Source organism: Labilibaculum euxinicum, from assembly GCF_009795715.1.
In the GTDB taxonomy this organism is placed as follows: Bacteria; Bacteroidota; Bacteroidia; order Bacteroidales; family Marinifilaceae; genus Labilibaculum; species Labilibaculum euxinus.
The window spans coordinates 104,423-129,930 of record NZ_WTCR01000008.1; the positions used below are offsets into that span (position 1 = coordinate 104,423).

Genomic DNA, 25,508 nt, shown 5'->3' on the forward strand with positions numbered 1-25,508 from the left:
TTATGAGTTTTATTTATTTTCTATTTGTCTTACAATGCGTTAAAATACCGGAGAACGAACGGCTTTAATCTTTCTTTTCCTTTTACTGGTATCAAATGCCAAGGGAAATGAGAATGAAACCTCGTGTGCCCCCGTATTGGTATGAATCAATTTTGTAATTGCGTAGTCGTAACTATAAGCGACTTTAAACCTTTCGGTAACAAAACCAACCATAGCTATAAATGAATCGTAATTCAGTTCAAAATTCTGATTAAACCACAATCCAAAAACCATTGAACTCTTACTGGCATATAAACCGTAATTCATCTGAGAAAAATCACCTTGTTTTTGAAATAACAGTGCCGGAGCCAAAATCCATTTATCAACATAACTACGGCTTCTTCCACCTAATACAAATTCAGCTCCCGCATGAAAGGTATATTTGGTTTCCAATTTATCTTCATGTTCATCATCAAAACTAAGATCCGGCTTTGCCAGGTGATGAGCAGCAATACCAAAATAAAAATCCTTATAGTAGGCAATTGCTCCCAACGAGAAATCCCATCCATCTTTTTTCCTGTTCGCAGGATCATTATTATTGTTATGCTCAAATATTTTACCATGAATTGGTGACACCTGATCGGGGAACACTAAATTTGTCCAATCTACTCTTTTTTGCAGAAAAGACGCTTGAATGGCTGGTCTCACAATTAAATCATCATTAATCCGCAGGTAAAATGAATACATTCCTGCAAAATTTGTCGTTTTAAGTGCTCCGTCTCCCTGATCATCCTGAATAACCATGATTCCAATTCCCCCGTTTACAGCTTCATAAAAATTATCAAATGAAACACTATAGGTTACGTAGGGTAAATCCAAATTTGGCCACTGATTCCTATAATTTAAACTTACATTAGAATAATTAGTAGAACCAGCGAGAGCTGGATTTAAATAGAGTTTATTGGCATAAAATTGAGAAAACCGAATATCCTGAGCTTTACCCGTAGAAACAATTCCTGCAATCAATATACAAAAAGCGAATAGTGCCTTTTTCATAAATTTTATAATTAAAGTTCACCCCGAAGGAGAATTTTCATTTAGTGGTTAATTCAAACTATACGCACCGAAAATTATTTTGTTAATAGATTCCGGCATTATTTTATTTACCCATTACAAAAACAAATTTCCAATTCCTTAAATCGTCATTAGTAATGAATGTTATTTCACGCAGTTTGAGTTTCTGCTAACAGAAACTCAAACACACGTAAAATAAAACTTTCTTCAAATTATCTTATCAGCATAAAGGTTCCTTTATTGGTGAGTTCCCCATTTATAAATACAACCCAGACATATGCTCCGGCCGGACAAAGTTTCCCTTTGTATTGTCCATTCCATCCACCTTTATACCCTTGCTCGTTAGTCTTATACAGCAATTCACCCCAACGATCGTAAACATACATCTCAAACTCTTCAATAATTGAGAATCTTTCATCGGCATTTCCTCCCATATTCTCATTATCGCCAACAAAGAATCTATCATTCGTTCCATCATCGGCTAAAGGTAGAAATGCATTTGACGACTCTATTCCAACAGGTTTCACTTCAACATAGGCAGAATCAATAGCCACACAACCTAAATTATCTTCAACCTTAAGCTTATAGGTTCCAGTCTCTGACACTTCAAATCTTTGGAAAATACTACCATCCTGCCATTCAAAAAAGTAAGGTGCGTAATCCGAAGGAAGATTTGGACCAAAGGTCACTGTTTGTCCTTCAAAAATCAAAGTATCTTTCAATCCTAAGTTTGGTTTTGGATTAATCACGAACAATTGCTCATCACCACAACCATAATCGTTGGAAACTTCCAATTTATATTCTCCTGGCTTGTCAATCGTTCTTACCGGTGAACTATCATCATCATTCCAAACAGGATTTTCCATCCCTGTAATGTCAATCTCATATTTATCACCTTCACAACCAAATTTATCCTCAGGTAAAGTTGGATCAGCAAGCATGGTAACAGTTACTTCCCCTTCTGCATCGCAACCATATAAATCGGTTACACTAATAGCATAAGTATGAGTTCCCTCAGGAGCATCAATAATTTTAGGACTTCTTATATCCGAATGATCCAAATGATCTGGATTTGTCCAACTAATTACATCTTGATCTCCAACGATATCAGTTTGCAAAACCAACTGATTACATTGACTAACTGTTGTATCATTAATAGTTGTTACAACAGGAAGAGGAGCTACTGAAAGGTTTAATAAATCAATTCCTTCACAACCATGCTCGTCCTTAACCATTGCCAATAATACCTGTGATTTTCCAGGTGTAAATGTAGGATTCATCGAATTCGGATTATCTAAATTATCCGGTAAAACCCTATTGTTATCCTGTATTTTAAACCACTGAATATTATCTTCGTCTGTTTTAGCACTAAGCGGTGTCGGAATGCAACTACCTACAGTAATATCATCAGTTACATCAACTACAGGTAAAACATCTACCGTTAAATTAGCAACTGGTGTCACATTCGAACATCCGTATCCATCAGTATAAGAATAGTGTACTGCATAGGTTCCGGCACCACGTTCCGAAGGATTAAATTCTGTTTGCGAGATTCCATTAATCCAGTAAATTCCACCTTCAGGGAAACCTCCGGTTAACACAAATTCTTTTTCACAAACTCCTTTAGAGCCTAAGCTTGTTAAGTTCACGTTTGGAAGTGCATTTAATACAACTGCAGAATCAACTCGAGATTGACAACCTGTTGCCAAATCCATAATCGAAACTGAAAGACTGCCCGGAGAAAGTTCCTCCCATGTAACTCTTGTTTTGGCTCCTTCTTCGGGGCCGGCAAATATACCACCGTTAACATTCCAACTGTAAACATCAGCATTTACCTGATTGAGCACATAAGTTACACGATCCTCTTTAGCACAAAGTACCATTCGACCATAAATCGCAGTATTTGGAAGAGCATGAACAACTAATTCTGTTGGTTTCGTTGATCGGTAATCTGTACAATCATCAGATAAAATGCAAGTATAATAACCACTATGGGAAACCTGAGCCGAAACAATCGATAATGATGATGTATTTGCTCCGCTAATAACTCCTGGAACATCAACCACATCAACTCCATCAACTTTCCACTGGTAATTTACATTATTCCCTACCGCATCTGCTGTAAACAATACATCTTCACCAGTACAAACTTTCATATCAACCTGATCTGACAGAACCTGCAATTGCGGTGTTACATTCAATGCCGCAACCGGACTAAATTCTTCTCCACAAGTAGAATATACTCTGCAATTGTAGTCTCCGGCATCCGAAAGCTGAATATTTGTAAGGCTTAAGGTTTCACTTGTTTTTCCGGGAAGATCAATACCATCTTTCCTCCACTGATATTTTAGCTGTTCTCCGGTATATTCAACTGTAAATTCAACCAACGGTTCATTTTCACAGATACTGGTTCCTGCCGTTGAGGCAACATAAACAGGCAATTGTACAACTTCTAAATTCGCATTGGAAGAAACATCACCACACATACTCGTAACCTGAATTTCGTAATTGCCTTCATTGCTTAAATCTAATACATCGGAATGAAGTATTTTCTGATCAGATACGTTAACTCCATCCATTGTCCACTCAAATGTCATGCTCGATGTTCCATCAATATCAGGAACCCAATCCAAAACACTTCCTTCGCAAAGGGTCATATCACTTAAGGAAGTATTTAAAACTGTTTGAGAATAAACCCGTACTGTTGTTGTCTCAGTTATTACAGAAATTCCTTCGCCTTCAATCTCACATTTATAAACTGCAGCATCTGCCAAACCAAGAGCTGCAAAGTATAAATTCAGACTTGTTTCAGAAGGAATCAGAATATCATTTTTAAACCACTTAACTGATGAGATTTGACCTGTTGCAGATATTGACAAACTTAAAGGATCTCCAACACACTTTTCCTCTAAAGTATTCAACCCGGAAACAATAGTGACAGGTTCCTTTACAGTTAATTTACCTGACGCCAATCTTTGACCACAAGCTCCAATAATTTTACAAGTATAATAACCGGCATCAGCCATCGTAATATTAGTAAGAGTTACAGAAGACCCTGTTTCTGTCAAAGGTACTTTCGTTCCATCGGTTAATTCATGAGTCCACTCAAAAACTAAATCAATACCAGTTACGTCTACTGTCATTGTATAGCTTTCACCTACATATTTAGGAACATTTTTAAGTGTTGCATGAAGTAGTGTGTTCGGTTTAACAGTTAAGGTCGTTGATTGAGAATCGTCACCACAACCTGTTGTACTGGTAATCTTACATTCAACATTATAAGTTTTGGATGTATTTAAATCAAAAGGCTGAACATCTGATGCATCAATTATTAATTCCGAAGAATTCACTGATTGATCCACGCCGTCAACCAACCACTGGTAATTCAAACTTGTTCCTGTTGCATTTGCTCTAAACACAACATCGTTTCCTGCACAAACAGTTTGCGGTGCAATTGGATCAAGAGTTAGAATTGGATTAATTACCTGATTGCCCAAAGAAGCATCCGAACCACACATATTGCTGACTGTAACTAAATAATTTCCAGCTTCTGATAATTCTGCCGTTCCTAAATCCAATTGATCAACAGTAGTCGTTACTTGAGTAACATTATCATTTAGTGTCCAAACAGGATCATCATAAGTTCCACTAACAACAATTGGTCCGAGTATTAAAGACTCTCCTTCACAAACTGCCGCAATAGCATCTATACCCGTTGTAATTTCAGGTACATCCAATGTTTTTACTTTTATTGTATATACAATATCAACCCCACAATTTCCAGAGACAGTACAAACATAAGTACCAGCATCTGTTGCATCAACAGCAGATTTTAAATAGGTTGCATTTGCTGCAAAGCCTGCACCATCCTTCGTCCACACATATGTTGTAACATCACCAGTAACTTTAGTCTCCAATTTTAATTCTGCACCAATACACAAGGTTGTTTCTGCATTCCATGTATTACCTGCTGAAATTGGTTCATAAACACTTACATAACCAAGAACTGTTTTAGTAGTACATCCGTCTGAAACTTCAACTTTGTACTGACCCGTCTGCGCTTTATCTGTCGCAGTCAAGCTGAAGCTTGGATCTGTACCTATCAGCACATTATCCTTATACCAATTATAGCTTGCAGTCTTAGCTGCATCTATTGTTGTAATACCAACAGATAACACTTCGGTATCTCCAATACAAACCTGAGTAGAATTGCCCCAAGCAGCAATTGCAAGTTCGTCATAATGATCAACTACAAAATTATTTGTTTTATCAGGACAAACACCACCATTACCAGCAGTTACCTGATAATTTCCATTATCTGAAGCCGCAATACTTACTGTTGATGTGGTTGAAACTTCAGCAACACCTTTCATCCAGGAAAATGAGATTGGCTCTGTTCCCGAAAGATTAGCCAAACTGATTTGTTTCTCAACGCCAAAACATAAATTTTCATCAGCAATAGGATCAAAATTAACCGGTTCAACAACATTTAACGAAGCAACACCAGATGTTTCATCAGCACTCACACCATCTCGAACAATACATCGGAAAGTCCAATTATTCATTGCAAGAGTTGTTGCAGCTATTTCCAATTTGGAACCGTTCGCAATTGGAGAAACTGATAATTCAGGAACTCCGGTTACTGTATTGAATGTAGTACCATTTGTACTGTACTCCCAATTGTAAATCAATCCAGAAGATTTTCCTGTAATTTCAAAATCTACAGCTCCACCCAAACAGGCTTCCATATTCTGTGGTTGTCCGGATATTTTAACAACAGAAGTAATTGTTAATGTTGCCAGATTACTTGTTGCATTTGCAGAACATTTTGTATTTCCAACAATACAACGGTATTGATTTCCATTAAAAGTTGTCTGATCTGCTCCGGTAATACTAAGAGTTGCACTTGTAACTCCGGCATATTTCCCTCCATTCGAAAGATTACTCCATCCTGAACCAGTATCTTCCTGCCATTGATAAATGTAATCAGGTTCTCCCGCAGCTTTTACAGTAAATGTTGCATTACCACCATCAGGAATTGTACTGTTCAAAGGATCATCAACAATCGAAACTTCTTCGTGAACTGTTAAGGTTGCAACTGCGGATGTCGCAGTATTACACGCATCACCCGAAACAACACAATAGTAAAATTGACCATCAACCGGTGTCGTAACCGTTAGGCTAGAAGTATTTCCAACTGAAGTATCATCTTTATCAAACCATTCGTAATTTACTGTTCCTTCAGCTGTTCCTGTAACAGAAAATACCGGATTGGCATCACTGGCACACATTATTTTATCAGTAGGATCAGTTATTGTTGCATGTTGTTTTACAACTACATTAAAGTTTACAACTTGATTGTTACAATTTAAATCATTATAAACCTCACAAGTGTAAGCTCCTGCATCAGTAGAAAGAACTTCAGACATGCTAAAATTAGGAGCTGTAGATAATGTAGTTCCAGGATCAGTATCTTTAAACCATTTATACTTAATATCTCCCCCTGTAGCAGAAACACTCATTAAAAGAGCTTCTTTTTCACATAGATCAAAATTCGTAACTCCAGATGCAACAACGATATTCTCAAGCACTTCAATTGTTGCAGAATTAGACACCTCTGCTGTTGGTGCAGGAATTAGAACGGTTGGCACAGTATTAACAGAACACTTAAATTTCCATGAACTCATACCTAAACTAGTCGCATGAACTGTAAGTGTTGATACTTTGTTCGGAGAATCCGTCACAACACTTAAATCCGTATTAGTTGCAACATCTGCCCATCCTGAACCATCATCATATTCCCAGAAATATGTTAATCCGGCAACTTTCCCTTCAATATTGATATTCGCAAAATCATTTAAACAGACCCTGTCATTATTAGGTTGAATGAAAATTTTATCAACAAGATTTACAATTAGTATCGCCTCACCACTTGTTACTGATGGAATACATACAGTTCCACTAGTATTAACAATACATCTATATTTGTTCCCGTTAAAACTTGCTTGATCAGCACCTGTAATTTTTAAGGTTGTCAAATTAGTTCCCGAGTATTTACCTCCTTCAGTAATTGGATTCCAACCTGAGCCACTATTTTCCTCCCACTGATATGAATAATTTGGCTCACCAGAAGCAATTACACTAAATTCAGCATTTGCCCCATCTGCAATTGTCAAATTAGAAGGATTGGTTACTGTTAATTCTTCCACAACAATAAGGTTTGCTTTACCAGATGCAACCGTTTTGCATGAATTCGTAACCTCACAATAGTAATATTTTCCATTTACAGGAGAAGTCTCTGTATAATTGTCACTTGTTGCTCCTCCAATCACTCCCGAATTATCATACCACTGATAAGTAAATGGTCCGTCTCCACCAGCTACAACTGTAAAAACAGGATCCGCATCTGTTACACACATGGTAACATCAGCAGGATTTGTAACAGTAGGCAATTCCTTCACATCTACAACAAAAGTTCTCACCTCATCACTACAATGTTCATTATTATAAACTTCACATTTATAAGTTCCTGCCTTAGCTGATGAAATGGTACCCATATTATAGGAAGCACTGGTCGACAATATTGTTGATTCATCTCCAACTTTATACCATTCATATCTAATATTATCACCCGTTGCGCTTACCGACATAGAAAATGCATGGCCAACACAAGGATTATAGTTCGCATCAGCTGTTGTAACAGCAATGTCCTCTAAAACAGTTACAACAACTTCATTTGAATATTGATCGGTACTAACTGCATCGCTAACCAAACATTTAAATTTCCAATTATTGATATCCAAATCATCCGCAGGAATTGTTAATGTCGATACCTGTCCAACTTCGGATATCGTTATTCCATCTTTTCCATATGCTGTTTCGTATGCACCTGCTCCTTTTTTGTAGTACCAGGTGTAAGTTAATCCTGCTGTTGCACCTTCAACACTAATGCTAGCATTGGTATTAAAACAAACAGTTGTGTTTGTTGGTTGAACAGCAATCTTTGTAACCTCTGTAACCGTTAGTGTTGCAGGATTGCTGGTTGCTGATGAAGCACAAACCGCTCCAGAACTAATAACCTCACATCGATATTGGTTTCCATTAAAAGTTGCTTTATCAGCACCGGTTATTTGCAATTTGGCCGAGTTAACACCTGAATATTTTCCTCCGTTTGTAAGGAGATTCCATCCAGACCCCGAATTCTCATACCACTTATATGTATAAGATGGTTCACCCGAAGCTACAACGCTGAAACTAGCATTTGCACCATCTGAAATTGTTAAATCAGAAGGATCAGTAACAGATACATTCTTTATTATAGTAAGTGTTGCTTTTGCTGAAGCTGCAGCATTACAAGTACTACCCGAAACGACACAATAATAACTTTGTCCGTTTACTGGTGTAGTTACTGTTAATGAATTACTGGTTGCACCAGCTACTGCAATATTATTTTTATCATACCACTGATAAGTTACTGGCGCTTCTCCAGTTCCAACAACAGAAAATACAGGATTTGCATCCGTTTCACACATTGTTACACTTAACGGATTTGTTACCGTAGCATGTTTATTAACCTGAACATCAAATGTGAGCGTCTGATTTCCACAATTTAAATCATTACTTAATTCACATTTATATTGTCCTGCCTGTGCGAATAAAATATTTCCTAAATCTAAATTAGATTTATCAGATAAGGTAGTAGAAGGGTCCGTTGTCTTATACCATTTGTATACGATATTGTCACCTGTAGCCGTTACAAATAAATTGGTGGCAACATTTTCACAAACTACTGTATTGGCAGGTGATTGATTCGATACCACAATTGTATTTCTAATATCCAGGTTAATTGAAACCTGCGCATCACCGCAATAATCCGACTCCACTTTTGCAATGTAATCACCATCATCTGCAGGACTTGTGGCAGGATTAATAACAAAATCAGCAGGATCAGCATTACCATCTGTAATTACAGCTCCATCTTTCCACCACACAATCCCTTTATGTTCTCCCGATGCCGAAACATCTAAACTAACTGATCCTGAGCACTCTGCCAGAGTATTGTCTAAAGCACTTATTACTGGCTTAGCATGTACAATAACGCGATAAGTCTTTATCGGAGTTTCACACTTTCCAACAACAGTTGCGGTATATAAATATGGACCGACAATAGCATGTGCATCCAATTGAATAGAAGTTCCTGTTCCTATATTCGTACCGGCAAAGTTTTTCCAAACAATTGAATAATCAGCAGGATTACCATTAATCTCAGTAGTAAGTAAACTAAGCAATGGTTTTTCACCCTCACAAATATTAATTATTTTATCAGAAGGATCAACAAGGGAAACATGTGTATTAACTTTCAACTCTCTTTGAATAACCGCATCTCCACAGCTCAAAGTAACATTACAATAATAAACTCCCGCATCCGCCAAACTAACATTTGTTAAACTCAAAGTTTCTGTCGTTCCAACTATTGGGCCTGAATCCTTATCCCCAAATCTCCATTCGAAAATAGGAGATCCTAAATAAGTTATTGTCGTTGAAAAATTATCGCCGACACAAACAGTCGATGTTCCTGATGCCGGAGAAGTAACAGCTTCTTTCGTTAAATTGGCAGTTGCTGTTTTCGTATTTCCACACTGATCGGTAACAACAACTTTGTAGTTTCCAAAGTCAGCATCCTGAACATTCGACAATTCCAATTTATCAGAATCTGTTCCAATTGGATTTCCTAAATTGTCCGTCCAAACATAATGAAGAACAGTGGCGGTAGGTATTGTAGATATTTTAGCTTCAAAGGTTACATTCTCACCAATACAAGTTCCAACATCAGCAACTGAAAGAGTCCCAAAATCAGAAAACATATTTAATGTACGCTTAAAAGAAACCGGAGCGTCACAAGAGCTACTAGCAAAAAATTCCCAGATTCCCTGATGGCTTGCATCAACCGTAAAGGTATATGGATTAGTTATAGTTTTAATTGTTCCATCGGGCTCTTTTACCTGATAGATATATACAGCTCCATTATTATCAACATTGAAGGATGCAGTTACATTTGCTGCACTACAAAATGGCCCTGTTTTATCCAAACTAAAACCATTTACTTTAATTTTAGGGGTTACAATTAAATCTGCAGCCGAAAATCCAGAATTACATCGATTTGTAACATCTACCCTATAATTTCCTGCATCAGCATTCTTAACACTTGATAAATTAATAGAAGATAAATTATTCAATAAATCAACTCCGTCTTTGTTCCAACTATAGGTATAAAAATCACCTGGATATTTCATATCCACACTAAATGAATGATTATTCCCTTCACAGACCGTTGCATCCTGCAGTAGTTTATCAAACTCTACCAATGGATAAATATCCAAATCAAATACAGCCATCCCCAAACTATTTGGACACTCGACTGTTTCACCGGCAATTGTATAAACACTGGTTACTTTAACTTTAAATGTAGCATCTCTATCTAACATTGAAGCTGTATAATTCAATACATTTCCTGTTTCTGATAGTGTTTGAGATCCTCTTTTCCAATCATAAGTTAAAACACCATCACCTGTTGCCAGAGCAGTTAAAACAATATCTTGCCCCACACACAAATCATCATTTGAAGTTATACTATTTAATACTGGTGTTGATAACACATTAATAACAACCTGATCTGCTGCAACCCCACAACCATTCTCAACCTCGCAACGAACTGTATAGGTTCCGGTTGGGTAATTAAATGTATACGGATTTTCCAATGATACAGGAGAAGTTCCTCCATCAACATACCATTTTACATCACCAGCATCTCCAGTTACCAACGCATTTAATATCGTACTTGATCCCGAACAAAAATTAGTCTTGTCTGTATCAATACTTACTGTTGCTTCCTCATCAATTAATACATTTAATGTAACATCCACTGTAGCTCCTGAGGTTCCACAGTCCTGATATTCCGGTTTAAATCCAATAGTACATATATACTCCCCCTCTTGTGATTTCTGAGGATTAGCAAAAACTAATTCAGGTAACTTAACTCCACTAAATTCTGTTCCATCAACCAAATCGACACCACCTTTAGACCATGAATAGTCGTACCAGGTAATATCTCCATTTGAAACATCCAATGAATTCTGTACACCTTTACAAAAATGAACAATATCGCCATCACTTCCATAACTGAAATTTGGAACAACTTTCGCGGTGAATTTTGCAGTATCCTGAACTGCCTGAACGAATGATATACTATCCAAAGCAAAAAAAGCATCCTGAGTATCAAGATTATGATTAAGTATCTTAATTGTTGCCTTCCTTGCTGTTCCCGGTTTCCAAAGAGCTGAAACTGATTGCCACTCTGTAGATTTATCTATTTTAAAATCTTCAATAATTGTCTCATCGTTAACAAGCACTTTAAGCGACTGATTATAAGTCGAGTTCTCTTTTGCCAAACGCCCGTGCAACTTAAAAATATAACTGAAATTTTCTTCTACAGGCAATTCATTCACCTGATAAACCACCTCTCCTTGTCTGTCAGAATATCCTAAGAACATTCTTCCTCCGTCCATTGCTCCAAAGTCAGCTAAAACAGGATTTTCTGCTACAGGGGTGGATGCCAGTGCGAAATTCCCAGGGTCAACAAGATTACTGGTAACTATATCGTAATCAGACTCAAACCCATTAAAACCATCTGAAAAATCACCGTTAAATAAAATATCCAAACTTGGATCTCTGTAATATCCCAAAACAGAATAGATCGTTTCTACATCCGGAGCTGGCACAACCAGCGGTCCATTCTCAATAATTGGGTCCCCCGTAAAATCATTTACATACCATTCATAAAAGTCAGGGAATGGTTCTACAAGAGCAACACTTATATTCTCATCATAACTTTCACAAACCAGACTTATTTCTTTATCTATATTTAACACAGGATGAATTGGAGATACTGCCTTTGTAAAACCAGAATAGTATCCTGCAGCACCAAGAGTATTCGAACTGGCTGTCCAAGCAACATTTATAGCTTTACTCCCTGTAAAACGACAATCACCGTTTATATTAGGTACTTTATAATATACCCATTCGGTTGTTCCAGGCACATCCTGAGGATTACTTAAAGATGTTCCATTACGTTGTACATCTACATTTTTTTGCGACAAAACCGTAACCGTTGGATTTATAAGACCTCCGGCACCGGTAGTAATGTAATTAGCTTGAGGAATCACAACCTCCTTGATTCCCAATCCTGTAAGAGGAGGAATAAAATTAAGCCCAATATTTGTCCAGTCTTGATTTGTACCACACATGGTTTGGTAAACATATACATCTTTACCTTTTGTATCAATGTAAAGTGTTGGTAGTGCTTTAGGATTAACAATGTCATCCAAAATGATAAAATCACCAGCATTAGCCAGTGTACCTTTATTGTTTCCATTTACCATTACTTCGGTATTTGGCTGGGTTGCCACAACAATAGTTCTTTCCTGTCCAGCATAATAAGCAGTAGGATCTGGCTCAGCCTTTCCTTCTCCTTTCATTACTATGTATTTGTCTCGCACCTGATCCACCGGAACAATCTGGTCGAAACCAATATCTTGAGATGGCTTCGCCCCTGCTGTCCATGAACCACAATTCACAACAATTTTTTGAGTTGATGTAATATGCGTCCCATTCATTCCGTTTCGCACCATGGCAGTTTCGCCACTAAATTGACTAGCGTGCAAATTTACCCCAATAACATAACTCTGCCCTTTGCTTAGTGTTCCTGTTATAACATCAGAAGGATCTATTGATTCTAAAACTACATTTGCACCATCGTATTTTGTAATGTACTTACATTTAATTCCAGAAAAATTAACGGTTGTCTGCCCATCTTCAACAGCCATCACTGAAATAAAGTGGCTTCGAATAGGATAACCTCCACTATACGAAGGATCTGAATAATTAATTGTGTGGCTATACAAATGCCCGGAATAAAAATCTTTCCCTTTGGCATAAGCTCCTTTTGCCGAAAGAGAACCTCCATGCGTTAATGCTCCATATTCCCCACCATTACTAAAGCCATGCCTTATATTTGCAAAGAAAGGACCATCATACGAGTAAATTCTTAACCCCTGCCCATTTAAAGGTTTGTTTAATTCCTTTGGACCTATAATTCCATACGAATAACTACACCCATCAGGATAAGTACTCGAATTATGCGAACTATACGTATCTCCTCCCGGAGTTTTAAAAACATAAGTTTTGCTTTGATTACGATTAATTGTAAACGGACCTGCTACTGTATTACCTTGTCCATCTTCAATAAAAACCTTAAGGTCTTTTTCTGAATTGGTTGACAAGAAAAGTTCTTGTTTTCCCACCTGAGCAGAACAATAAAACGGCGGCACATAATGCTCATAGTCATACTGAGCCATTCCACTGAATGGAAAAATAAACAATAAACCAACAAAGACTAACTTAAATACTTTCATTAATAGGGTAGAAATTTTACCATTCTTCATGTCATTAAGATTCAAAGTTAAAACGAAATTAATTTGCAATGAAAGACACTCTACATTGAAAAAGCAACATAAATTAATCAATCAAAACAACTCACAAAATCAGCCAAATGGATAGTTTAAACAGATTTAAACAACACAATTCAGTAAATCAATTTATCATTTCCTTGTGGGGCTAAAAAAGTTCCGCAAAGTATCTGTTTAAACTGATAAAAGATGGTTTTTGTTACATGATTATTATAAAAAAGTAAGTTTAAGTAAAATTAAACGAATTAACGATAATAATAAAAGGCAGCATTCTCCAGAAATGCTGCCTTTAAAATATTCTTACAACGTGTATTTAACGCATTATATTCTCTACTTCCTCTATACTAATTGGAATCCTCTTTCCAATCAAACGATTTCCTTGTTCAGTTACCAACACATCATCTTCCAAGCGAATACCTCCAAAATTACGATATTCATAAACTTTATCGTAATTGATATAGTCCAAATGCAATCCTTCCTGCTTCCATTTGTCCATTAACGCCGGAATAAAATAAATCCCCGGCTCATTAGTGATTACAAAACCTGGCTTTAGCTCTTTTCCAAGACGCAAATAAGCAGTTCCAAACTGATCAATCCGTTGTACCTTTTCATCGTATCCAACCAAATTCTCACCGAAATTTTCCATGTCGTGCACATCCAAGCCCATCATATGCCCAAGCCCATGCGGCATAAATAAGGCATGAGCTCCAGCTTTCACAGCCTCTTCAACATCACCTTTCATTAAACCAACCTCTTTTAAGCCCTTGGCAAGTACTTTACAAACCTCCAGATGAATACTCTGATAAGTAACCCATGGACGAATCAACTCATTCCCTTTGTTGATTCCAGCCAGCACAATCTCATATATTTCTTTCTGCTTTTGACTAAACTTTCCTCCCACAGGAATTGTTCGGGTATTATCAGAAGCATAATGAGAATCGGTTTCAGCACCACTATCCACAAGCAATAAATCTCCCGCTTTAAGCAGATTACCATGCTCGTGATTGTGTAAGGTTTCTCCTCTTCTTGAAACAATAGCTGGAAATGAGAGCAGTCCTCCCGCTCTTAATGCTATGGCTTCACATTCTCCGGCAATTTCTCTTTCATAAACTCCATCTTTGGCCATTCTCATTGCTGTGGTATGAATCTCATAACCAATTGCAGCCGCACGCTCCAATTCCTTAATCTCGTACTCATCTTTTATTTCTCGAAGCGAAATAACAGCTTTAACAAATTCTTCAGATGCATTCTCCTTAATTGCATTTAATGGTGTGCCAATCATTTCATGAATCAAGATTTTATTTTCGGCACGGTAGACAGGTAAGAAATGAATTTTTCGACCTTCTTTTATTGCTTCAGCAACAAAAGATTTCAAATCATTAAACGGAGCTGTGTTTTCAACACCAAAACGTGCAGCTTGATCTACAACACTTGGCTGTGGTCCCATCCAAATTATATCATCAATATCAACATCGTTACCAAAAATGTAATCTTTATTATTATCGATATCAAAAACACCGGCAAAACCAGGATGATCGATACCAAAAAAGTACAAAAATGTACTATCCTGACGATAATGATAAACATTATCGGCGTAATTCATTGGCGCTTCAGGATTACCTAATACCAATGCAATTCCGTCTTTCATTATTTCACGTAATTGGTTACGTCTTTTAATATATACTTCTTTTGGAAACATATTGCTTTGTATTTTAAGTGTTTTGTAAAATGAATTCGAAAGATACAAAAAAGAGAGTTATTTGGTAAACGATAACAACTATTTATAGATACAAAAAAAAGGCTTCCGATACTGAAAGCCTCCTAATTCAATAAATTATTATTACAGTTTAATTTCCCGGTCAACTGTTTGATCCAGAGAAATAAATGTTTCCGTTTTTGATATCCCGGGAATATTCTGTAGTGTATTAATTAAAATATCCATCAAATGTTGATTATCCCTGCAAAGCATCTTTACCAAAAATGTAAAGTTACCAGTGGTAAAATGACATTCTACAATTTCAGGAATAGCATCAATTTTCTCAACAACCATTTTATATTGATGTGCATGATCAAGAGAAATACCAACAAAGGCACACACCTCATATCCTAAAGCTCGTGGTTTAACAATAAATCTAGATCCATCAATAATCCCTGCATCTTCCAGTTTTTTAACTCTTTGATGAATTGCTGCACCAGAAATTCCACACTCTCTGGCTATTTCCAAAAATGGAATCCTTGCATTTTTAATCAAGTAAGATAGAATCTTCTGATCTACAGCATCAATTTGAACTTTCATTAGTAGTTATGATTTAGATTTAAATAGTTAGTCAATGGTTCCAAAAAATTTAAACATTCTACATAAGCCACATTGTCATGGAGCTAGTTTAATATTATAAAGAGACCACTTGTTACAATTCATTACAATATTAGCAAAATTATTACTAATTCATAAGCAAATAAAATCTAAAACTACAAATCAACAATATTTAGAACCAATTCACTCAGGCCTCAACCTTACATTTTATTTTAGTCAAACTTCACTAAATTTCCCAAATTTACTGTTTTACAACAAAAACAACTCGATAAAAAAAGACTAATTTTGGAAGCCAGTTGAAATTGCTCTTTTTAAATATCAACTATCTTCTTTAGTTGAATTAAAAATAAACACTTTATGATTAAATTAAGACCATTAATGTTTGTCGGAACAGGATCGGATGTTGGAAAAAGCATTATCAACACAGGGTTTTGCAGGATTCTTAAGCAAGATGGCTATCAACCGGCTCCATTCAAGGCTCAAAATATGTCACTAAACTCTTTCGCAACACCGGAAGGACTTGAAATTGGCCGAGCGCAGGCTGTTCAAGCTGAAGCCTGCGGATTAGCTTGTCATACCGATATGAATCCTGTCTTATTAAAGCCTACAAATGATAAAAGTTCACAAGTTGTTTTGAATGGAAAACCTATTGGTACTCAAACTGCGGTCGAATATTTTATGGGAAATAATAAGCATGCTTTATTTGAAGAAGCGAAATCTGCATTTCATCGATTGAACCAAAAATACAATCCCGTAGTATTGGAAGGAGCGGGCAGCATATCCGAACTAAATTTAAAAACCCGTGACATCACCAACATGCGAATGGCTGTTGAAGCCAATGCAGTTACCTATTTAATAGCTGATATAGATAAAGGTGGTGTTTTCGCGAGTGTTTATGGAAGTATTCAGTTACTTGATGAAAACGAGCGAAAGCAAATCAAGGGAATTATTATCAATAAATTTAGAGGAGACATAAAACTATTCGAAGACGGGAAAAAGATTATTGAAGATCTTACCGGCAAACCTGTTATCGGAATCCTTCCTTATTTTAAAGATATCCATATTGAGGAAGAAGATTCTGTTAGTCTCGGAAAAAAATCAAAAACATCCAGTAAAGAAAAAATCAACTGTGCTGTTGTTATTTTACCACGCATGGCCAACTTTACTGATTTTGACGTTCTGGAACACGATCCAAGAGTTCATCTTTTCTATACAAACAATCCTTTAGAAATAGAAACTGCCGACATCATAATTCTTCCGGGAAGCAAAAACACCATTTCCGATCTTCAGGAACTAAAACAAAACGGTGTTGCCTTGTCTATTGTTAAAGCACACAAAAATGGGAAAAAAGTAATTGGTATTTGTGGTGGCTATCAAATGATGGGTGAAAAGATTAGCGATCCACTTCAAATTGAAGGCAACATTGAAAACATTGCAGGTCTTGGGATTCTGCCAATAGAAACAACGATCACTAATGAAAAACTCACAGAACAATGCGCTTTCAAATTCAGGGATTCAAATCAAGACTGCTTTGGATATGAGATTCATATGGGAGAAACTATTGCTGTCCAAAATAACATACCACTATGCATTTTATCCAATGGAAAAACTGATGGCTATTTTCTAAACCAGAACTGTTGGGGAAGTTATATTCATGGTATTCTGGACAACAAAATTGTGATTCAACATCTGTTATCCGGATTCAATCTGGAACAAGAAAGTGATTTTAATTATCAGGAATTTAAAGAAAACCAATACGACAAACTGGCTGATTTAATAAGAGAAAACATCGATATGGATCTATTTTACGCTCATTTAAAAGAAGATTAACTGAACATGAACAAGTACCATAATCGATACATAATTACTGGTGGTCCGGGATCAGGAAAATCGACCCTGTTAAATAAATTATCAGAACAAGGCTATCAGTGTTTTGAAGAAATATCAAGGATTGTTATTCAGGAACAACATCAAATTGGCGGAGACAAAGTTCCCTGGCAGAATCTATCCGAATTTGCTGAAATTTGTTATGAGCGCATGAGTTATCAACTTACTGAATGCAAAGCCGAAGGAAAGTGTTTTTTTGATCGTGGGTTACCTGACATTATTGCCTACGTAAGACGAGGAGGCTTGACTGTTCCATTAAAATATTTTAAGAAATCCGACCAATACAACAAAACTGTATTTCTTGCCCCTCCTTGGAAAGAGATTTTTATTAACGATGCAGAAAGACCTGAATCATTTGAAGATGCAAAGGAAATATCTGTTTTCTTAAAAAACACCTATGAAGAATTGGGTTTTACTGTTATTGAACTTCCTAAATATTCAGCAGCAGAAAGAGCTCAATTTATTACCAATTATTTAGCCACCGATAATGATTTATAGATGGCTTCATAAGTTGTTTTTGCCAACATTTCCCCAAACAAAACATGTTTGCCACAATACTGAACTATAGGACCTGTACCACATGCAATTGCCGTGGAATCAGTTCCTGTTCCCGTTGCCAATAATCCACTAACCGGGCTCAGAACTTTCAAATCCTGCAGACAAGCTGCTTTGGCTTCCGCCACCATCATAATGCATTCAACCATACCTGCATCAGAAAGATTAGCATTAGTAGTAACCAGAATATTAATAGTTCCTATTTTTTGACACTCCTCATTCACGAATTGATAATCGGCCTCATCTCCTGCCCTGCGGGCATTTGACACTCCGGATGTAACAAAAACCTCTATCCAAACCCCCTGCTTTTCAACTCGAATTCTTCGGAATGAACTCATTAAGGCCGCAGTCATCATTCCCACACAATTCCCTTCCCAATTTTGGGAGTCAGCTATTCCTTTAAGTGTAATATCCGGAGATTCAAAATCAGTTCTTTCTCCTTTAAAATTAGCATCAACCTTTGTATTCAAAAAATGGTCAACAATTTGGCAACCTCCGTTTAAAATTGCAGAACTTACCATCCTAACCGGATTCTGAAACTCAACATGAAGGAATTGATCCGTTAATTCGATTGAAAATTTCATTCTTCTACTCCTTTACATTTTGTTGGAATGCAAACAAAACAGCCTCGTGATATTTTTTTAAGCCTCCCGATTTCTTGATTCCTTTGTAAACTTTTCTCTCATTCTCAAAATGACTGGAGAAATACTCCCAAAACGGCTTCATTTTTTGTAAGATTTGCGTATCCCCACTTAAAAATGAAGTATATGTAGAAAAAATTTCATCGTACATTTTACGCAATGCTTTTTTACGAATATCTGCAGATGGAATTTCTATTCCCTTTATTTTTGCCGGCAACCAATAATCTTTCAGAACTCCTCTTCCTATCATTACATGATTTAGGTTTGGCAATTGAGCACTCAAGCTCTCAAAGTCATCAAGTGTCTCAATATCACCATTAAAACCAATTGTTTTATTAAAACCCTCCTGTATTTGCTGAAAATAATCCCGATCGGCACTTCCCTTATACATTTGCTTGCCAATGCGAGGATGAACGATAATTTCATCAATATTAAAGTTTTTCATCACATCCAAAACCGAAAGTATCTCCGATTTATCTTCCAAACCCAACCGCATTTTAATCGACAGGTCAATTTTCCCGGAATATCCACGTTCCAGAATATCCTTTATCTTTTCAGGATATGGCAACAAGCCAGATCCTTTCTTTTTCCCGGTAACCATAGGAAAAGGACAACCTAAATTCCAATTCATTTTTTCATAACCTAAATCTGAAAGATACGTCTCAAAAAATTGAAACTCCTCAACAGATCCACTTAAAAACTGAGGCACCAATCGATTATTTCTCTCCAAAAAAGGTTCTACTTCTCTTTTGTGCGAGGTTCTTATTTCTCCTGAATTTTGAAGAACAAGAAAAGGGGTATAGAATTCATCTACGCCCCCAATGCATTTTTCATATGCTTGTCGGAACACCCAATCAGTATATCCCTGAAGAGGTGCTAATGAAATTTTCATGTGATTATAATTTCTTGTTTGTCGCTCCCAAATATTTTTGGAAGCAATCGCCTGAATAAATAGTCCAAAATACAGAAGAACTTATTCCTGCAAATATCATTTTATCGTCCAAAACTTAAAACACCCAGTAATTGTTTACGCTGACGATAATAATTAATTCCATCCTCGGTACCAATGCTTTTTACAAATTGATCAATCATTGTATCGTAGATTGTACCAAACTTAAATCTCTCCGGAGGATATAGTTCAGGATTATGCATGTCTTCAAGTCTCGCCAGATACATCCGTCCAACAATCTCGCTGCTAAGATCATCGCGATACATGCCTTGAGCTATTCCTTTTTCAACATTTATTTTAATTTTATCAAAAATAAATTCCATCCGCTCATCCATATGCTTTTTATACACTTCCGGGAAATGACTCTCAAATTCCATTGTAACGGATGGTGTTAAATTTTCGAAACGATCATTCATCTCCTGACTTACGATAAATAATATATCAATCGCATTCTGACCTTCAAAATTGTATTGAGTAAAAATGGACTCAAACGATTTTCGTTCGTATTCAAGAATTTTTTCTACCAACTCCTCTACTGAATCAACAAATTTGGATACATCAGATGGCGACACCCCAAAATCTTTAACTTTATCAAAAGAAAAGCCGCTTAAACCATTTTTGAACAAATAAGCCCTTACCTTCTCTATAATATGAATAAAATCCTTGTCCATAAACTATTACTGCTAAATAATTAAACTAAATCAAAATCTTTTTGATCCCCTTAAGATAGGCATAAAATTAGGCATTTTTCAATTGTGAAAGTAAAACAAATTAATATTTTAGTGATTTAAATATCTGTAACTAAAAATTAAGAAAAAGAGAAAATATATTCACAAAGGCAATCGGGGACAAATTAGCTATCCAAGAGGAATTAGGGTTTTAAAAGATTTTATTACGAAGAACTAAACAGGGCTGAGTGGAGTAATTAATGATAAACCTATTGATGAATTTAATCCATCTTAACATATCAGACTTTCTGATTTATTTTTTATACTAACTAAGACCTGAAATGAATCACAATAATGCAAATGCAAAAAAAATTAGAGTTCCTCTCCCAAAAAAAGAAATAACTATTCATTAATAAATGGCGATTCATTTATCAAAATCATTGGTTCATAAAAAAGGATGTGTTTTAACAATAAAAATTAACATCATACATTATCTTTGTTGGTGAAGAAAGTCTGTTAAACACTTAGGTGATTGATTGTACTAATTCATAAGTAAATTTAAGTAGTAGTTTAGGGCGGCTAGTCACCGCCCTTTTTCTTTTTAGATGCATTTCATTTAAGCAAAAGAAAATCCATTTTGCTCCTTACATGGAAGTATAAACGCTAAAAAAATGCAATTAATTTCACCTGTTGCATTTTCCTTAAAAAACAAATTATTTTTTTAATTCATTTTCGATCACCACTTTCATCCCTTCAAACTCTTCCTGATTAAACAATCTGGTGAGATAAATAATTTTGCCTTCTTTATTAACAATTACATTACGAGTCACACCACTTTCCTTGTGTGCATACTTAGTAAATATTACTGCCCCTTCATCCAATGCAACCGGATAAGTTATTCCTGTTGCGGCTATTAATTTTTCAGCCTTTTCTTGTGGCTCGTCCAAATCTAAAGCATACAAGGCAAAATCCTTCTCTTTATGCTTCTGCCAAATCTCCTTCTCGATAAACGGCATTTCTTTGCGACAAACTCCACACCAACTAGCCGTAAACTGCAACATCACAACTTTTCCTTTTAAGTCAGACAACTTTAATTTACTTCCATCGGTCAAATTCATTTCAAAATCAGGTGCCATATCTCCTACTTTCACTATATACCCTCTGGAATCCTGAACTTGCGCCATTCCTGAAAAAACCAATCCCATAATAAAACCAATTGTTATAATTACCTTATTCATTTCTATTCTCAGATTAAAAAAAATATCAATAAACAAATAAAGATAAAATTCAGATAAGCTTTACCATCTACTTCATAATTTATAGATCTTAATTTTTCTGTAAAGGGTTTTTCTATCCATATTTAACAAGCGTGCAGCCTTACTTTTATTATAATCCGAAATATTTAAAACTCTTTTAATCCTCTCACCTTCGGATTCAAATAAAGGATTTAGATACTCCTGAGTATTTTCATAAAAAGAAGACGGCAACTCATTTAAAGTAATTAACTCCCTTTTTGTAAGAAGTGTTGCACGCTGAACGGTATTTTTCATTTCTCTTAAATTACCTGGCCAAGCATAATTAGTAAAAACATATTCTACACTTTTATCAAAACCAACTACCGATTTCCCAAGGCTGTTATTTGCCATATTCAAAAAAAATTCTGCAAAATGCATAATATCAGACTTTCTTTCTCTTAAAGGAGGAACATTAATCTGAAACTCATTTAAGCGATGATATAAATCCTCCCGAAAAGCACCAATCTGCTTCGACTCATTTAAATCCTCATTTGTTGCAGCCAGAATCCTAACATCAACCGACACCTCTCTATTACTGCCTACATGCTTTACTTTTCTTTCTTGTAAAGCACGCAATAATTGAACTTGCGTAGAATGATTAAGGTTTCCTACCTCATCCAAAAACAGAACACCTCCATCTGCAGCCTCAAAATGTCCGATTTTATCAGTAACAGCACCTGTAAAAGCACCTTTTTCATGTCCAAAAAATTCACTCAAAGCCAGCGTCTTTGAAATAGATCCACAATCGACGGCAACAAATGGTTTTTGAGACCTATCACTTTTTTCATGAATCATTTTCGCTACAATTTCCTTTCCGGTACCACTCTCACCTACAATTAATACTGACATCAGAGTTGGTGCAATTAAATCAATATGTTTTAGTAATTGCTTCGATAATTTTCCTTTGCCCTGATAATAATCCTGAATACCTGATGGTACTTGCGATTTCGATTTTACAACGGGATTTTGATGTAAAAGAGCCTTATTAACAATATTCAAAACTTCATCGGGTCCAAATGGTTTCGATATAAAATCATAAGCTCCCAATTTAATCGATTTTATTGCAGATGAGATATCTGCATAACTTGTCATCATAACCACTACAGTCTTTGGAGTTGTTTTCTTCACAAAACTTATGATTTCCATACCACACACCTCCGGCATCCTCAAATCAGTAAGTACGATATCATAAAATTTCGACTGAATCTTTTTTTTTGCCTCAACCGATGAAAAACTAGTAGTAACAAAAAACTCTTTTCTCTCAAAAAATTTTTTCAGCATCAAACAAAGTGTTGCATCATCATCCACAATAAGAATACTATTCATATCATTATAATTGTATATTTTTGCCATATAGCCTGTCCCGAAATTTTTTCGGGAGAACTTGCCATACTGAAATAATTTCCCTGCGTATCAAAATATCCTTGTCATAGACGTTTTACAATACTGATCAATTTTGTTTTGTAAAATGTAACTCCTCTGATATTTAAAAGACAACAAGATTACCTCTATCGAAATATTGAAATACAACTTCGATAGAGGTATAAGCATTAAAAATTTGGGTAAATTGCTTAAATGAATCTATTCCTTAAACCGCCAGATCTTCCTGTTTTACAAATTCTCCTTTCGCATTGAAATAAACAGCAATATTTCCCTCTGGTTTTGATAAGATAATCTTGTACGATCCATCATTTCCAATAAATGATTTAAGAATCGCATAATCTGAATATGATTCCGTAATTGCTGTCTGAACCATTTTAGGAAGTTCTTCAGCTTTTAATTCCTCATATTTAACATCTTCCTGCACAAAACTTGTCCCTGAAACTAAATTTGCTGCCGAAACTGATGTTGGAATACTTACACTACACATTAATGCTACTGCTGATACAATCAAAACTCTTTTCATAACTAATCAATTTTTATATAAATATTAAAATATAATAACATGATCTATTATGAAATTTCTATGCCACAAATGACATACAGCGACAAGCGACACCGCAAAACACTCTATTTGTGAAAATTACAAATCTTAAATAAATACAAGCATTAATAAACACTTCATCATAAAATTGTAGACTACACAATTATGTGGGGATAAATTCCACTTTTTATTTACTATAAAATAAATTTACAGCACGTTATTTATTCTTTAGATATAAATTAAAGGGAATTATAAAGAATTGGAGCAAAGGGTGTATTATAAAGAGCATCTATTCGATTACTTATTTCTTTTAATAATCAAGTTTAGAAAATAATCTTTAGCCTGCAGCTTTTTCTCTTTCAAGTAAAGAACTACAGCTTTCGATAGTAATTTATCATCAATCAGAAATTTTTTCAGAAGATAAGCAGAACCAGCATACGGCAAGGCTGAAATAAATATATCATTGCGCTTTACTCTGTCTTTTAAGTTACTTGCAATGTAAATTAGCTTGACTAAAAAATTAACAAGCAGAAATAAAACCGGCGGAGTAAGAACTTTATAATCGACAACTCCATGAAAAATGGCATAAGCAATAATTCCAGGAAAAAGCACTGCATCAATTATTCCTGCAATAAAACTCCAAACAACTAAAACAGAACTAACGTATAACACTCCAGACAAATTATCATTCACGATAATCTTTACCAGATATTCTTTTTCGTAAACAGTAAAATATTCCTGACGCTCCACATACTTACAAAAACTACTACGGGAACAAGCACATTTCTCCTGATATGAAAGCTTTTCCATCATTAATCTAATCTTCTTTAGAGAAATAGTCCTTATACATCTCCGGCAAATTAGCCCTATACATTAATATACAGCTAAAGAGTAATTCAACAACCGCCATTGCAAATAACTGACCTCCATCAGAACTACCATCATATTCAACAACAATACCTACCGAGGTAAATAAATGAATCCCAATTGCCCCAATCATCAATCCTGAGGTTATTACAGCTGCTGCTTTCCATAAATTAGGTAAAAAAAACAAAATGCCCGTAATCAATTCAATTGCTCCAATACCAAACCGTCCCCAAGGTTCCATCCCAATTGCAGAAAAGATATGAACAGCCTCCGGATGACCTGTAAATTTAAAATGTAATGTTTGAATCAATATAATAGCTGTTACTATTCTTAGCAACATTTCAACAGTTCGATATTTTCGTTTTGGCTTCAAAATAATTTTTACTTTTTTTTAAAACTACAAAAATTGCAAGACGTATTCTAAGTTTCTTATTAAAATGCAAGATAGCTTGAATCACAATCATAAATTGTAAGCTGAATCACATTAAAAAAGACAGAAACAATATATGTTATGCATTACAATTATTTAAACTTTGTTTCCTACTTTTAAGCAAAACAAACAACATGCAAATAAAAACACTACTAACACTAACAATCGCCGCACTAACAATGGCGTGCAGTTCTTCCGATGAAAGTTTAAAAAATGCAGAATCGGTTATCTCAACAGAGAGAATGATCAATTACATCAAAGAATTGGGATCTGATGAATATCAAGGACGAAAACCATTTTCTGAAGGTGAAGTAAAAACAATTAACTATATCGCACAGTGGTATAAAGAAATAGGGCTTGATCCAATCAACAAGGAATCCTATTTTCAGGACGTTCCATTA

The 25,508-nt window shown here is 35.6% G+C and carries 14 protein-coding genes; 2 read left to right on the forward strand and 12 right to left on the reverse strand.

What is annotated here, in order from left to right; all coding sequences use genetic code 11:
* Positions 1 to 39: 39 nt before the first annotated feature.
* The 4 genes from GQR60_RS12075 to GQR60_RS12090 form a co-directional block, all read right to left on the reverse strand.
* Positions 40 to 1,035: a PorP/SprF family type IX secretion system membrane protein gene (locus GQR60_RS12075; protein WP_101311273.1), complete on the reverse strand. Its 996-nt coding sequence runs from the start codon at positions 1,033 to 1,035 to the stop codon at positions 40 to 42.
* Between the two features lie 230 nt (positions 1,036 to 1,265).
* On the reverse strand, positions 1,266 to 13,523 hold the full coding sequence (locus GQR60_RS12080) for a T9SS type B sorting domain-containing protein (RefSeq protein ID WP_124993172.1): 12,258 nt from the start codon (positions 13,521 to 13,523) through the stop codon (positions 1,266 to 1,268).
* A 367-nt stretch (positions 13,524 to 13,890) separates the two neighbouring features.
* Complete coding sequence (locus GQR60_RS12085) at positions 13,891 to 15,276, reverse strand: aminopeptidase P family protein (RefSeq protein WP_124993173.1); 1,386 nt, start codon at positions 15,274 to 15,276, stop codon at positions 13,891 to 13,893.
* Positions 15,277 to 15,417: 141 nt separating this feature from the next.
* Positions 15,418 to 15,873, reverse strand: coding sequence for an Lrp/AsnC ligand binding domain-containing protein (locus tag GQR60_RS12090; RefSeq protein WP_101311276.1), 456 nt, complete (start codon positions 15,871 to 15,873; stop codon positions 15,418 to 15,420).
* Positions 15,874 to 16,248: 375 nt separating this feature from the next.
* Here GQR60_RS12090 and GQR60_RS12095 point away from each other — a divergent pair, with 375 nt between their 5' ends.
* Positions 16,249 to 17,721 (forward strand): cobyric acid synthase, encoded by a 1,473-nt coding sequence (locus GQR60_RS12095; protein WP_124993174.1) that lies wholly within the window; start codon positions 16,249 to 16,251, stop codon positions 17,719 to 17,721.
* Positions 17,722 to 17,727: 6 nt separating this feature from the next.
* Complete coding sequence (locus tag GQR60_RS12100; RefSeq protein WP_124993175.1) at positions 17,728 to 18,276, forward strand: AAA family ATPase; 549 nt, start codon at positions 17,728 to 17,730, stop codon at positions 18,274 to 18,276.
* Here the strand turns inward: GQR60_RS12100 and GQR60_RS12105 are convergent.
* The 8 genes from GQR60_RS12105 to GQR60_RS12140 all read right to left on the reverse strand — a co-directional run bounded on the left by GQR60_RS12105 (position 18,249) and on the right by GQR60_RS12140 (position 25,017).
* Entirely contained in the window at positions 18,249 to 18,917 is a 669-nt protein-coding gene (locus GQR60_RS12105; RefSeq protein WP_124993176.1) for an adenosylcobinamide amidohydrolase, read from the reverse strand. The genes GQR60_RS12100 and GQR60_RS12105 overlap by 28 nt on opposite strands.
* Before the next feature lie 4 nt (positions 18,918 to 18,921).
* Positions 18,922 to 19,866 carry a tRNA dihydrouridine synthase gene (locus GQR60_RS12110; RefSeq protein ID WP_124993177.1) on the reverse strand — a complete coding sequence of 315 codons (945 nt, stop codon included), beginning with the start codon at positions 19,864 to 19,866 and terminating at the stop codon, positions 18,922 to 18,924.
* Between the two features lie 101 nt (positions 19,867 to 19,967).
* Complete coding sequence (locus GQR60_RS12115; RefSeq protein ID WP_101311281.1) at positions 19,968 to 20,594, reverse strand: hypothetical protein; 627 nt, start codon at positions 20,592 to 20,594, stop codon at positions 19,968 to 19,970.
* Positions 20,595 to 21,304: 710 nt separating this feature from the next.
* Positions 21,305 to 21,829 carry a TlpA disulfide reductase family protein gene (locus GQR60_RS12120; protein ID WP_124993178.1) on the reverse strand — a complete coding sequence of 175 codons (525 nt, stop codon included), beginning with the start codon at positions 21,827 to 21,829 and terminating at the stop codon, positions 21,305 to 21,307.
* A gap of 72 nt (positions 21,830 to 21,901) precedes the next feature.
* Entirely contained in the window at positions 21,902 to 23,239 is a 1,338-nt protein-coding gene (locus tag GQR60_RS12125) for a sigma-54-dependent transcriptional regulator (RefSeq protein ID WP_225441408.1), read from the reverse strand.
* Between the two features lie 235 nt (positions 23,240 to 23,474).
* Positions 23,475 to 23,792 (reverse strand): hypothetical protein, encoded by a 318-nt coding sequence (locus GQR60_RS12130; RefSeq protein WP_124993179.1) that lies wholly within the window; start codon positions 23,790 to 23,792, stop codon positions 23,475 to 23,477.
* 315 nt (positions 23,793 to 24,107) lie between these two features.
* Positions 24,108 to 24,620 (reverse strand): hypothetical protein, encoded by a 513-nt coding sequence (locus tag GQR60_RS12135; protein ID WP_160463472.1) that lies wholly within the window; start codon positions 24,618 to 24,620, stop codon positions 24,108 to 24,110.
* Between the two features lie 7 nt (positions 24,621 to 24,627).
* On the reverse strand, positions 24,628 to 25,017 hold the full coding sequence (locus GQR60_RS12140; protein WP_124993181.1) for a DoxX family protein: 390 nt from the start codon (positions 25,015 to 25,017) through the stop codon (positions 24,628 to 24,630).
* Between the last annotated feature and the right edge of the window lie 491 nt (positions 25,018 to 25,508).

Bases quoted from the DNA above. Each gene is read 5' to 3' on its own strand.
- GQR60_RS12140 (WP_124993181.1), bottom strand. From the start codon at position 25,017: ATGTTGCTAAGAATAGTAACAGCTATTATATTGATTCAAACATTACAT.
- GQR60_RS12100 (WP_124993175.1), top strand. From the start codon at position 17,728: ATGAACAAGTACCATAATCGATACATAATTACTGGTGGTCCGGGATCA.
- GQR60_RS12110 (WP_124993177.1), bottom strand. From the start codon at position 19,866: ATGAAAATTTCATTAGCACCTCTTCAGGGATATACTGATTGGGTGTTC.
- GQR60_RS12105 (WP_124993176.1), bottom strand. From the start codon at position 18,917: ATGAAATTTTCAATCGAATTAACGGATCAATTCCTTCATGTTGAGTTT.
- GQR60_RS12090 (WP_101311276.1), bottom strand. From the start codon at position 15,873: ATGAAAGTTCAAATTGATGCTGTAGATCAGAAGATTCTATCTTACTTG.
- GQR60_RS12125 (WP_225441408.1), bottom strand. From the start codon at position 23,239: ATGGCAAAAATATACAATTATAATGATATGAATAGTATTCTTATTGTG.
- GQR60_RS12085 (WP_124993173.1), bottom strand. From the start codon at position 15,276: ATGTTTCCAAAAGAAGTATATATTAAAAGACGTAACCAATTACGTGAA.
- GQR60_RS12080 (WP_124993172.1), bottom strand. From the start codon at position 13,523: ATGAAAGTATTTAAGTTAGTCTTTGTTGGTTTATTGTTTATTTTTCCA.
- GQR60_RS12095 (WP_124993174.1), top strand. From the start codon at position 16,249: ATGATTAAATTAAGACCATTAATGTTTGTCGGAACAGGATCGGATGTT.
- GQR60_RS12075 (WP_101311273.1), bottom strand. From the start codon at position 1,035: ATGAAAAAGGCACTATTCGCTTTTTGTATATTGATTGCAGGAATTGTT.
- GQR60_RS12120 (WP_124993178.1), bottom strand. From the start codon at position 21,829: ATGAATAAGGTAATTATAACAATTGGTTTTATTATGGGATTGGTTTTT.
- GQR60_RS12130 (WP_124993179.1), bottom strand. From the start codon at position 23,792: ATGAAAAGAGTTTTGATTGTATCAGCAGTAGCATTAATGTGTAGTGTA.
- GQR60_RS12115 (WP_101311281.1), bottom strand. From the start codon at position 20,594: ATGGACAAGGATTTTATTCATATTATAGAGAAGGTAAGGGCTTATTTG.
- GQR60_RS12135 (WP_160463472.1), bottom strand. From the start codon at position 24,620: ATGGAAAAGCTTTCATATCAGGAGAAATGTGCTTGTTCCCGTAGTAGT.